The sequence below is a fragment of the Kribbella sp. NPDC048915 genome (assembly GCF_040649595.1).
GTDB lineage: Bacteria > Actinomycetota > Actinomycetes > Propionibacteriales > Kribbellaceae > Kribbella.
Window position 1 is genome coordinate 24,250 of record NZ_JBEZFT010000017.1, and the last position, 11,632, is coordinate 35,881.

An 11,632-nucleotide genomic window follows, 5' to 3' on the forward strand; every position below is an offset into this window, starting at 1 on the left:
CTCAGTCCGTTGCCCTAGGCATCAACCGTCAGCAGTATGGCATCTCCGGGCCACCCCGGACGCCTTGGGAGATCGGCCGCCGACTCGGCGAAACGCCGTTTTGTCCACAGGGATTCGCACAACCGTGGAGAGCCTTTACTGGGCCTGGGCACCAACCTCGGCCTCGCTCTGTTTCATCGCGCGACGACGTCGGAACTGGTGCCGGATGGTCGAAAGGACCAGACCAGCAGTCCACCATGTGAAGGCGAAAGTCGTCGTGAAGACTTGCCAGAGAAGGTCCGCGACCGGCAGATCCCTGTGCAGGCCGGCAACGATGCTGGCAGACAGCCCACCGACAATCCCGAACCAGACGAGCGGGTCCGTCCACATCGGACGATCGAAGAAGGGCCGTGGGATCACCGGCACAGGATCACATGCTGCGGCGCCTCGGTACAGCGGTCCGATCCCAACCGATGCTGCGTTCAGCGCCAATCTCCCGCTGCTCCTCCATTTCAGGCCGGATGCCCAAGCTTGGGGCGCAAAGAGGGCAGGTAGTGAGCCCGCGTGTCAGGTCTGTCGCTCGGTGAGGCGGGCTCTGAGGGTGTCGGCCTGGGTGGCGCGGAGGCCTCCGTGGAGGAGGTACGGCTCGACCCCACCGTACTTGTCGTCGAGGTGTTCAAGTGCGGCGAGCATCGTTTCGGGCCGGGCGGTGAAGGACTCGGCCAGCTGGTTCCGCTCGGTGGGATCGTCGATGCGCCGCAGTTGCTCGTCGAAGTGGTCGCGCATGCGGTCGTCCAGGGCGGCGTAGTCGGCAGCGACATACTCGGTCGGTACGCCAGCGAGGCTCAAGGCCAATGCGACCACCGTCCCGGAGCGATCTTTATCCGGCATGGCAGTGGACGACGACTGCACCGGTCGGCGCATCCGCGAACGCCCCGACCGCGGATGCGAACAGTTCGGGGTGGAGGTCGAGCATCGCCGCATATTGCTGGTCGATGCTCAGCGCCGGATCGTAGGGGTCGTCGTCGTTGTAGAGCGGGATGTTCCAGTACACAGGCTCGGTCGCGAACGGGGACGGGTCGCCTTTGCACTCCTCGGGCGTGCGCACGTCGATGATCCGGCTCACGTCAGCCCGCCGTACTGCTCGTACGCCGGCCTCCGTCAATCGTGAAAGGTTGTCGGAACGGATCAACGCGCCGGCACCGATCTGGCCACCGTCAGTGGTAGGTAGACCACCGAGGTCGCGCACGTTGAGGCAGTTCGGCCACGTCAGCCGCACAGGGTCACCTCGGTGTCCCAGTACGGGGGTAGGTCGGCTGGTTGCCAGGCCGGATCCGGGCGGAACTCCGTGTACCGGCCGTCGAAGGGGAAGCGGGCAGCTTCGATGTCGCCAGTGATGCGTTCGGCGGCGGCGCGAATGCGGTCTGCTTCGGCTGCCGTCCAGTACGCCGGATGATCGATGCGCTCGTCCAACTCGTCCTCGTCCTTCAGCGACCAGCTGCGATCAGGCGTGACCAGAATGTCGAGCGCGTGATCGAGGATGTCGGTGCCGGCCGACCAGCGACGTACCGGAGACTCGAGGTTCACGTACCAGCCTTCGAACCGCAGCTCCAGGTCGAAGAACCACCAGACCGAATGGTCGGCGTCGGGTTCGGTGCGGATCAGTACGTGCCGGCCTTCCCAGGGTCGCGGCCACAGCATGGACGGCGTCCGGTCTCGCTCCGCCAGCGACATCTTCCGGACCAACGCACCGTCCCGAGTACCGCGGAGCATGCAGTCCGATCCGGCCGCGGTCCAGGTGAGCAGCCCTTCGGCGTCGTCGCGCACGACCCGCGTGGTCTGTACGGCGGCAATCATCCCGTTGCGGTGAACGTCACGACGCGCGATCGAGCGACCAGGAGCGAAGGGCATCGGACCATGCTACGGCCGACGCTGGGCAACGCCGCGCGCCGAGCGCGTCAAATCAGGCTCCGGCGCGCAGAGAGATTGTGGTGGAGACGAGGGGACTTGAACCCCTAACCCCTGCCTTGCAAAGGCAGTGCTCTGCCAGTTGAGCTACGCCCCCGAGTTTGGGGTGGTCAGTGGCCCGGGGTGACCGGGTCGGCTACTTCGGCCCAGAGGTCCTGGTCGGCGCGGGCCTGCTGAGTCTTCTTGTAGACGAAGTATCCGCCGACGCCGGCCAGCAGCACCAGCATGATCTTTCGCAGCACTGGAGCCTCCTCGGGGTCGGACTTCGAACAAAAGTGGGCCTAACTGGACTTGAACCAGTGACCTCTGCCTTATCAGGGCAGCGCTCTAACCGTCTGAGCTATAGGCCCGCGTACTGCGGTGTCGAACCCGGGAGAGATTACCGCACCAAGTGCCCTACTCCCAAACCGGATTCGGCCGGGCCCGCGGCGGCCCCGGCCGGACCAGGAATTAGCAGCTCAGTCCTCCGACGCCAGCGTGACTTCGAGGCCGCCGAGCAGCGTGGCGGCGATGTTGTAGAGGAAGGATCCGAGGGTGGCGAGTGCCGTGATGATCAGCACGTCCGCGCAGGCCAGCAGCGTGGTGAAGCCCATCACCTTGCCGGTGTTGATGTAGTTCTCGACGCGGAACGGCTCACCGGCCGGCGTTCCGAGAACTTCCTGCACGGTCGAGTTGATGTTGTCGAACACACCGGCCGCACCGATCGCGGACCAGACGATGAAGACCGCGACCCAGACGACGATCCCGAACGCGATCGCGAGCAGGAACGACGTCTTCATCACCGACCACGGGTCGATCCGGGCCATCCGCAGTCGCGCCTTCCGCGTCTGCGGCCGCTTGGACGGCTTGGGCTCCTTCTCCACAAGCCGCTCCTGCTTCGCCTCGGAGCGTTCGGCCTTGGCTTCCTTGACCGCGGCGGCCTTCTCCCGCACCGCCTGACGCGCCGCGCTCATCCGGTCACCGAACGACTCGGTCTTCGCCTCGCTGCCGTACGCCGCAGCGCCGCTGACAGCAGCACCCGCACCAGCTCCGGGCGCCGACCACGGCTCCGGCCGGCCCGGCGTGCTCGGACTCTGCTGCGGACGAACCGGCGGACGGTACTCCGGCGGCCGCTGACCGTTCGCACCAGGAGCACCGTTCGATCCGGCAGCACCAGGACCACCGGGACCACCTGGCGCAGCGGCCCCGCCGGGCGCACCCGGCGTACCAGGCCTCGGTTGGCCGTTGGAACGACCGTTGGAGGCCGGGTTGGCCTGGGCGGCTGACGGCTTCCCGCCCGGCGCGGTGCGCTGGGTCTTGGAGCTGTCGGCCGCACCTTCAGGCCATGTCGGCCTCGCGCGGTTGGTCATCAGTCACCCTCCTGGCCGGCATCGTCGCTTTCGACGGTAGCCGCGCCGTCGACGTCCGTCGAACGCTGGTCATCATTCTGGACGCTCTCAGAGGTGGATTCGGTTGTCGTTCCGTCCACATTCTGGGCACCTTCGGTGACGGTACCCTCCTCGGCCGTTTCCGACTCCTCCGATTCCTCCAGGGCGACGGTCAGGTCGGTGTTCCGGGCGATCGCGACCACCGCGTCGGACTCGCCGACGCCGGCGAACCGGACCCCCATCGTGTCGCGGCCCTTGACCGGGACGCTGTCCACCCGGCTGCGGACGACCTGGCCGCTCGCCTTGATCGCGAGCACCTGGTCGGACTCGACGACGATGATCGCGCCGACCAGCGAGCCACGCTCGTCGTTCAGCTTGACCGCCTTGATGCCGAGGCCGCCGCGGCCCTGCTGGCGGTACTCCGAGACGCGTGAGCGCTTGGCGTACCCGGCGTCGGTGACCGTGAAGACGAACTGCGAGTCCTCGTCGGCACCCGCGCGGATCACCGACATCGACAGCAGCTCGTCGCCGGCGCGGAACTTCATGCCCGTGACGCCGGAGGTCGCGCGGCCCATCGGCCGCAGCTGCTCATCACTCGCGGTGAAGCGGATCGACTGCCCCTTGCGGGACACCAGCAGCAGGTCGTCCTCCGCGGACGCCAGGTCGGCGCCGATCAGCTCGTCGTCCTCCTCGCGGAAGTTGACCGCGATGATGCCGCTCTGCCGCGCCGAGTCGTAGTCGCGCAGGGCGGTCTTCTTGACCAGGCCCTTCTTGGTCGCGAGCACCAGGTAGTCGGCCTGGTCGTAGTCACGCAGCGTCAGCACCTGCGCGATCTCCTCGTCCGGCTGGAACGAGAGCAGGCCGGCGACGTGCGAGCCCTTCGCGTCCCGCGCGGACTCGGGCAGCTGCCACACCTTGGCCCGGTACACCCGGCCCTTGGTGGTGAAGAACAGCATCCAGTGATGGTTCGTGGTGGCGAAGAAGTGGCTGATCTCGTCCTCGGCCCGCAGTTGCGCGCCGCGAACACCCTTACCGCCGCGGTTCTGCGTGCGGTACAGGTCGGTCTTGGTGCGCTTCGCGTACCCGCCGCGGGTGATCGTGACGACCACGTCCTCGTCCGGGACCAGGTCCTGCACGGACAGGTCGCCGTCGGCCGCGATGATCTCGGTCCGCCGCTCGTCGCCGTACCGCTCGACGATTTCGGCCAGCTCGTCCTTGACGATCGTGCGCTGCCGCTCCGGGCTGGCCAAAATGTCCTCGAGGTCCGCGATGATCGCCTCGAGCTCCTGCAACCGCTCGATGATCTTCTGCCGCTCGAGGGCCGCCAGCCGGCGCAGCTGCATGTCGAGGATGGCCTGCGCCTGGATCTCGTCGATCTCGAGCAGCTCGATCAGTCCGGTGCGCGCCTCGTCCACGTCGGGGCTGCGCCGGATCAGCGCGATCACCTCGTCGAGGGCGTCCAGCGCCTTCACGTACCCGCGGTAGATGTGCGCGTTCTTCTCCGCCTCCCGCAGCCGGAAGCGGGTCCGCCGCTGGATGACCTCGATCTGGTGGTCGATCCAGTGGCTGATGAAGGCGTCCACGCTGAGCGTGCGCGGTACACCGTCCACGAGGGCGAGCATGTTGCACCCGAAGGTGTCCTGCAGCTGCGTGTGCTTGTACAGGTTGTTCAGCACGACGCGCGGCTGGGCGTCCCGCTTCAGCACGATGACGAGCCGCTGACCGGTACGCGACGAGCTGTCGTCGCGGAGCTCGGCGATGCCGTTCACCTTGCCGGTGTTCACCAGCTCGGCGATCTTCTGCGCCAGGTTGTCCGGGTTGACCATGTACGGCAGCTCGGTGACGACCAGGCTGGTCCGGCCCTTGGCGTCCTCCTCGATGTCGACCACCGCGCGCATCGTGACCGAGCCGCGGCCGGTCCGGTACGCGTCGTCGATGCCCTTGTAGCCGACGATCAGTGCGCCGTTCGGGAAGTCCGGGCCCTTGATGTGCTGCAGGCAGGCGTCGAGCAGCTCCTCGCGGGTTGCGTCCGGGTGCTCCAGCGCCCAGTTCACCGCGCCCGCGACCTCGCGCAGGTTGTGCGGCGGGATCTGGGTCGCCATTCCGACCGCGATACCCGACGAGCCGTTGACCAGCAGGTTCGGGAAGCGGGCCGGCAGGATCACCGGCTCCTGCGACTTGCCGTCGTAGTTCGGCCGGAAGTCGACGGTCTCCTGGTCGATGTCGCGGACCATCTCCATCGCCAGCGGCGCCATTCGGCACTCGGTGTACCGCATCGCGGCCGCCGGGTCGTTGCCGGGCGAGCCGAAGTTGCCCTGGCCCTGGATCAGTGGTGCGCGCATCACCCACGGCTGCGCGAGCCGGACCAGGGTGTCGTAGATCGCCGAGTCGCCGTGCGGGTGGTACTGACCCATGACGTCACCGACGACGCGCGAGCACTTGTTGAAACCACGGTCCGGCCGGTAGCCGCCGTCGTACATCGCGTAGAGGATCCGGCGGTGCACCGGCTTCAGGCCGTCACGGACCTCCGGCAGCGCGCGGCCGACGATGACGGCCATCGCGTAGTCGAGGTACGACTGCTGCATCTCGGTCTGCAGGTCGAGCGGCTCGACCCGGTCGTGGCCCGGCGAAGTGGGGGTCTCGGTCATGAATAAGTCCCGTTCAGATCAGTACGTCGGTGTGCGGCGAGGGGGGTCAGATGTCGAGGAAGCGGACGTCCTTGGCGTTGCGCTGGATGAAACTGCGCCGCGCCTCGATGTCGTCGCCCATCAACGTCTGGAACGTCTCGTCGGCCCGGACCGCGTCGTCGAGGGTGATCTGCAGCAGCACCCGGTTGGCCGGGTCCATCGTGGTCTCCCACAGCTCGTTCGCGTTCATCTCGCCCAGACCCTTGTACCGCTGGATCGGGTTCTCCTTGGGCAGCTTCTTGCCCGCCTCGGCGCCGGCCTCGAGCAGCCCGTCGCGCTCGCGGTCGGTGTAGGCCAGCTCGTGCGGGTGGTTGCTCCAGCGGATCTTGTACAGCGGCGGCTGCGCGGCGTAGACGTGCCCGCGCTCGATCAGCGGCCGCATGAACCGGAACAGCAGCGTCAGCAGCAGGGTCCGGATGTGCTGGCCGTCGACGTCGGCGTCGGCCATGATCACGATCTTGTGGTACCGGAGCTTGTCCTCGTCGAAGTCCTCGTGGATGCCGGTGCCGAGCGCCGAGATGATCGCCTGGACCTCGTTGTTCTGCAGGACCTTGTCGATCCGGGCCTTCTCGACGTTCAGGATCTTGCCGCGGATCGGCAGGATGGCCTGGAACTTCGGGTCCCGGCCGCCCTTCGCGGAGCCGCCCGCCGAGTCACCCTCGACGATGTAGACCTCGCACTCCTCCGGGTTCGTCGACTGGCAGTCGGCGAGCTTGCCGGGCAGACCGCCGCCGCCGAGCAGACCCTTGCGGTTGCGGGCCAGGTCGCGTGCCTTGCGGGCCGCAATCCGGGCGCTTGCCGCGGCGCTCGCCTTCCGGACGATCTCGCGGCCCTCGGCCGGGTTCTGCTCGAACCAGGCGCCGAGCTTGTCGTTCACGACCCGCTGGACGAAGCCCTTGACCTCGGTGTTGCCGAGCTTGGTCTTGGTCTGGCCCTCGAACTGCGGCTCGGCGAGCTTGACCGAGATGATCGCGGTCAGGCCCTCCCGGATGTCGTCACCGGTGAGCCGGTCCTCCTTCTTCTTGATCATGCCCTGGTCCTCGCCGAACGAGTTGACCAGTGAGGTCAGCGCGGCCCGGAAGCCTTCCTCGTGCGTACCGCCCTCGTGGGTGTTGATCGCGTTCGCGAAGGTGTGCACCGACTCCTGGAACGAGCCGCTCCACTGCAGCGCGACCTCGAGGCTCATGGTGTCCTCGGCGGTCGCCGCCTCGAACGAGATCACGTCGCGGTGCACGGTCTCGCGGACACCGGTCAGGTACTTCACGTAGTCGACCAGGCCGTCGTCGTACTTGAACGACTGCTCGATCGGCTGACCGTTCTCGTCCAGGTGATCCGGGCGCTCGTCGCGGATGACCAGCTCGAGGCCCTTGTTCAGGAAGGCGTACTCGCGGAAGCGGGTGGCCAGCGTCTCGTACGAGTACGTCGTGGTCTCGAAGACGTCGGGGCTCGCCCAGAAGGTGATCGTGGTGCCGTGCCCCTCGGCCGGGCCGACCTCGAGGAGGTCCTCGTCCGGCACGCCCAGCGTGAAGGACTGCGTGTACGCCTTGCCGTTCTGCTTCACGTCGACGCGGAGCCGACTGGACAGCGCGTTCACCACGGAGACACCGACACCGTGCAGACCGCCGGACACCTTGTAGCCGCCGCCGCCGAACTTGCCGCCGGCGTGCAGGACGGTCAGCACGACTGTGACAGCCGGCTTGCCCTCGGACTCGACGATGCCGACCGGGATGCCGCGGCCGTTGTCCTCGACCCGGACGCCGCCGTCGGCCAGCAGCGTGACGACGATCTTGTCGCAGACGCCGGCCATGGCCTCGTCCACTGCGTTGTCGACGACCTCGGTGACCAGGTGGTGCAGACCGCGCTCACCGGTGGACCCGATGTACATACCCGGGCGCTTGCGGACCGCGTCCAGCCCCTCCAGCACCTGGATCGCACTCGCGTCGTACTCGCGTTCGACGAGTGTGGACGGGATCCGGTCCAGGTCGGGTGCCGGGGTATCACCGGGGCCGATGGGGTCGGCGGACTGGTTGGCGTCGATCTCGATCGGCTCGTCGGTCACCGGTGGTTGTCCTCCTCGGACCCCGCGTTCGCGAGGCATCGCGGCACAGTTGAGCCGCCCTCCACGGTGGTGGCAGAGGCGCGGCTCGCTCTACACCCTCCATCTTACCCGTCGACCGAAGCAGAACCGGCCACCAGCCGCCTGAAACTCGGGTCAGGGCGTCTTTTCTCCCTCATTGCCATGTCCCCTATCGCGGGTGGGGGGCCGAAAAGCGCTCACGGGCACTCAGTGGCCTTCGACCGATTCGCCACTGACGGTTCCGGCGCGCACCGGTCCAGACCGGACAAACCGGGCCGGCAGGGCAGCGGCCTGGCGCGCACCCACCGCCCCTTAGGATCGCAGCCGTGGAAAGTCTCGACGAGGTCATCGATGCGATGATCGCCGACCGGGTGATTCACCGGCACCGGCGGATCTGGCTGCTGCTGATCGCCCTCGTCGTGATCGCGGCGCTCGTGGTGCTGCTGACCGGCGGCTGGAAGAAGAAGGAAGGCCGCCTGGTGCCGACGCTGGACGCCCCGGTGACGGTGACCACCGACCGCTTCGAGTACACCTTCACCAAGGCCGAGATCATCAAGAAGCCGAAGGGCGAGTACTCCGACGCCGAGACCACGCTCAAGGTCTACTTCACCGCGAAGAACGTCGACTCCGAGTCGTACGAGAGCGAGTCGATCTCCGGCCAGCTGCTCCGGTTCGTGCCGGGCAACGGCGCCGACCTGATCAAGTCGAACGGCGGCTCCTGCCGCGGCGACCATCTGAACTGGCCGCTCGTCTACGGACTCCCGCCGGAGGAGTGCAGCACGAAGTTCGACGTCGATCCGGACTTCACCGCCGACGAGGTCGAGATCGGCATCCTGGCCGAGCAGTGGAAGAGCGACAGCGGCACACTCGGCGCGCAGGAGGACCCGTACTGGCAGGACCCGATCGCAAAGGCTGTCGTCCGGCTGAAGCCCACCGTCGTCGTCGACGGGGAGGACAAGTGAAGCTCTACCGCCCCGCGACCATCCTGGTCGGCGTCCTGTTCGTGCTGCTCGGCGGCCTGTTCCGGCTGGCCGATCCCGAGCAGGTCTTCGGCACCGACTCGAACCTGAAGGTTGTCAGCGGCACCGTCGGTCAGCCCTTGGTGTTCGGCGGCACGGAGTCGACGGTGGAGGTGACCCGGGTCGCCTTCGCCCGCACGATCGTCAGCGCGGACGCGTCGAGCGACGACAAGCCGATCGAGTCGAACGGCGTCTTCGTGGCGATCGAGTGGGACACGGTCCGCGGCGTGCAGGATCCCGGTGCGTTCCACGCCACGCTGATCACCGACGGCGACAGCGTCTACACCGAGGTCAGCGATCCGACCGACAGCGGGATGGACTTCCCCGACACCGGCTTCGCCCGCACCGGAGCGATCGTCTTCGAGGTGAATCCCGCCGATCTGAAGGGCCTCACGTTGCGGCTCGAGCCGAGCATGCTGTGGAACGTGTACAACTCCGAGGTGCGCGTCGACCTGGGCGTACCGACCGAGGAGATCGCACAGAAGATGGTGGACGAGGCCGATGATCAGTACGTGATCGACGACCCGGTCACCCGGGTGGCGTCATGAAGGTCGGCGGCCGGCTGAGCCGGCTGGTGGTCCAGATCACGACGACGATCGGTCTGCTCAGTGCGGGTACGGTCACGATGCTGTATCCGTACCTCACCGACGACGAGCGGATCTACAACGAGGGCAAGATCGACGAGGTCGTCACCCAGGGGCCGGCCACGGTCATGGGCATCGAGTGGAAGCTCGACTCGCTGAAGGCCTACACCACGATCCTCAACGAGGACGGCGAGCCGATCGAGCTCGACGCCCCCGCTGGTTCCACGATCGTGGTCGCGGCGCTCACCGTGACGCCCCGCAAGGGCGTGATGATCAAGGACGGCGGCTTCAGTTGCAACGCCGTACTCCGGGACAGCAAGGGCAGTACCTGGAAGGACGTCAGCGCCTACAACTACCCGCTGCCCACCTACTGCAGTGACAGCGACCACGAGTTCGCGCTCGACAAGCCGTCGAAGGTCGCGAAGATCTTCATCGTTCCGAAGAGCACGGTGCCGGACCTGGTCGGACTGACCGTCGAGGACTTCTACATCCACCGCCGGGTGCTGATCACTCCCTGACGCACCGACGTACGGCGGCCTCGGACCGTCGGCGTACCGCTGTCAGCCGGTGCCCCGTCGGCGTACTGCTCAGACGGAGGCAGACACCGGCTGCCGTTGCTCGGCCGCCTTCTCCTGCTCCTTCGCGGCGAGCTCGGTACGCCGCTCGCTGCCGACCGAGATGCACAGGTCGAACGCGGCTGCCAGCAGCGCGATCCGCAGCGGCTCGAACAGCAGGCCCTGGACCAGGTTCGCGATCTCGTGGTTCATCAGGCCCCAGTAGTCCCCGTGGATGCCGATCAGCCGTTGGATGGCGACGAACGTCCAGGCGTTGCCCAGGAACCAGAACGTGTACACCAGACAGACGACACCGAGGAACACCGGCCCGACCCGGACGAGCAGCCGGAACGCGTTGATTGCCGGGTAGAACTTCTCCCGGAAGCCGCCCAGCACCAGGTCCGGCGCCTTGGTGGTGAGGCCGGCGATGCGGCCGCGCGGCGTCTGCTGCTCGGCCTGCGCGCCCAGCCGCTGCTCCAGCCGGGTGCCGCGGAAGACGCTGCCGCCGGACAGCACCCGGTGGCCGAAGACGACCGTGGTGATCGCCAGCCAGGTCAGCGGCTCGGCGACCCCGAGCTTGAACAGCGGCCAGAGCGTCTCCCAGGTGAAGCCCCACAGGAACTCGATACCGGCCGGGACCGGGATGTTGATCTTGTCGAAGAAGTCCTGGAAGCCGCCCCACCAGTTCAGCGACCAGTACCAGAACTCGCGGTCCTTGAACCACTCCTTGCCCTCGAGGATCGCGAACTCCGTGATCACGACCGTGAGCAGCACGAAGAACGCCTCGGCCCAGACCTGGGTCAGTTTGACCGGGCGGCTCGGCCACCGGTCGTCAACCGCCTGCAGCAGCCGGCGCAGCACCAGCAGGATGACAAGCGCCGGCAGGTAGTTGTGCCAGCTGTGGATCCCGATCTTGAAGAAGCCGGAGTCCTGCAGGCCCGTCTGCACGAGGTACGTCGCGCTCAGCTGGCCGACCTGTTCGTCGAAGAAACCCCACGCCGACCAGACCGCGACCAGCGGCAGCAGCGTGACGGCCAGCAGCTCGAGCAGGCCGCGCTGGGTCGGGTCGGACGTCTCGTCGGCGTCGTTGTTCGCGGCGTCCCGCCAGCGGTACAGCGACATCGCGCAGGTCCGGATCATGCAGACCGTGGCGATGATCTGCAGCAGCACACCGACCGCGAACAGACCGGTTCCGAGGCTGGAGTGCCGATGCTGGGCCAGCCAGATCGCACCCTGCGAGCACGCCGTGAAGCCGACGAACCCGGCCACGAACCAGGCGGTCATGGGCAGCAGGTTCTTCCACCAGAGCCGGAACGTATCCCCGATCAGGTGGAACATCTCGCGAAATCCGTCGACGAGCGCACGCATCGCGCCTGATCCTAGGGGAGGGGCGGGTC

12 protein-coding genes and 2 tRNA genes are annotated in these 11,632 nt (G+C 67.3%); 3 read left to right on the forward strand and 11 right to left on the reverse strand.

Features of this window, described 5'->3' with window-relative positions:
* Positions 1-135: 135 nt before the first annotated feature.
* The 10 genes from AB0B82_RS11960 to gyrB all read right to left on the reverse strand — a co-directional run bounded on the left by AB0B82_RS11960 (position 136) and on the right by gyrB (position 8,039).
* Complete coding sequence (locus AB0B82_RS11960) at positions 136-405, reverse strand: hypothetical protein (RefSeq protein ID WP_360165576.1); 270 nt, start codon at positions 403-405, stop codon at positions 136-138.
* A 141-nt stretch (positions 406-546) separates the two neighbouring features.
* Complete coding sequence (locus tag AB0B82_RS11965; protein WP_360165578.1) at positions 547-834, reverse strand: tyrosine-protein phosphatase; 288 nt, start codon at positions 832-834, stop codon at positions 547-549.
* A 25-nt stretch (positions 835-859) separates the two neighbouring features.
* Positions 860-1,258, reverse strand: coding sequence for a tyrosine-protein phosphatase (locus tag AB0B82_RS11970; RefSeq protein WP_360165581.1), 399 nt, complete (start codon positions 1,256-1,258; stop codon positions 860-862).
* Positions 1,249-1,890 carry a DUF402 domain-containing protein gene (locus AB0B82_RS11975; protein WP_360165584.1) on the reverse strand — a complete coding sequence of 214 codons (642 nt, stop codon included), beginning with the start codon at positions 1,888-1,890 and terminating at the stop codon, positions 1,249-1,251. The genes AB0B82_RS11970 and AB0B82_RS11975 overlap by 10 nt, the downstream gene beginning before the upstream one ends.
* 78 nt (positions 1,891-1,968) lie before the next feature.
* A tRNA-Ala gene (locus AB0B82_RS11980) sits at positions 1,969-2,044 on the reverse strand.
* Positions 2,045-2,057: 13 nt separating this feature from the next.
* Positions 2,058-2,186: a DLW-39 family protein gene (locus AB0B82_RS11985; protein ID WP_360165766.1), complete on the reverse strand. Its 129-nt coding sequence runs from the start codon at positions 2,184-2,186 to the stop codon at positions 2,058-2,060.
* A gap of 37 nt (positions 2,187-2,223) precedes the next feature.
* Positions 2,224-2,297 (reverse strand) — tRNA-Ile (locus AB0B82_RS11990).
* A 108-nt stretch (positions 2,298-2,405) separates the two neighbouring features.
* Positions 2,406-3,296, reverse strand: coding sequence for a DUF3566 domain-containing protein (locus tag AB0B82_RS11995; RefSeq protein WP_360165586.1), 891 nt, complete (start codon positions 3,294-3,296; stop codon positions 2,406-2,408).
* The gene (gene gyrA / locus AB0B82_RS12000; RefSeq protein ID WP_360165589.1) at positions 3,296-5,962 is read right to left on the reverse strand and encodes a DNA gyrase subunit A; all 2,667 of its coding nucleotides are present in this window, start codon (positions 5,960-5,962) and stop codon (positions 3,296-3,298) included. The genes AB0B82_RS11995 and gyrA overlap by 1 nt, the downstream gene beginning before the upstream one ends.
* Positions 5,963-6,008: 46 nt before the next feature.
* Complete coding sequence (gyrB, locus tag AB0B82_RS12005; protein ID WP_360165769.1) at positions 6,009-8,039, reverse strand: DNA topoisomerase (ATP-hydrolyzing) subunit B; 2,031 nt, start codon at positions 8,037-8,039, stop codon at positions 6,009-6,011.
* 365 nt (positions 8,040-8,404) lie between these two features.
* Here gyrB and AB0B82_RS12010 point away from each other — a divergent pair, with 365 nt between their 5' ends.
* Genes AB0B82_RS12010 through AB0B82_RS12020 form a run of 3 tightly spaced genes read left to right on the forward strand, consistent with a single transcriptional unit; the run spans position 8,405 to position 10,199 of the window.
* Positions 8,405-9,040 carry a hypothetical protein gene (locus AB0B82_RS12010; RefSeq protein WP_360165591.1) on the forward strand — a complete coding sequence of 212 codons (636 nt, stop codon included), beginning with the start codon at positions 8,405-8,407 and terminating at the stop codon, positions 9,038-9,040.
* Entirely contained in the window at positions 9,037-9,645 is a 609-nt protein-coding gene (locus AB0B82_RS12015; protein WP_360165594.1) for a hypothetical protein, read from the forward strand. Before AB0B82_RS12010 ends, AB0B82_RS12015 begins: the two co-directional genes overlap by 4 nt.
* On the forward strand, positions 9,642-10,199 hold the full coding sequence (locus tag AB0B82_RS12020; RefSeq protein WP_360165596.1) for a hypothetical protein: 558 nt from the start codon (positions 9,642-9,644) through the stop codon (positions 10,197-10,199). The genes AB0B82_RS12015 and AB0B82_RS12020 overlap by 4 nt, the downstream gene beginning before the upstream one ends.
* A gap of 69 nt (positions 10,200-10,268) precedes the next feature.
* Here the strand turns inward: AB0B82_RS12020 and AB0B82_RS12025 are convergent, their stop codons facing one another.
* Complete coding sequence (locus tag AB0B82_RS12025) at positions 10,269-11,603, reverse strand: hypothetical protein (RefSeq protein ID WP_360165599.1); 1,335 nt, start codon at positions 11,601-11,603, stop codon at positions 10,269-10,271.
* Positions 11,604-11,632: the final 29 nt, after the last annotated feature.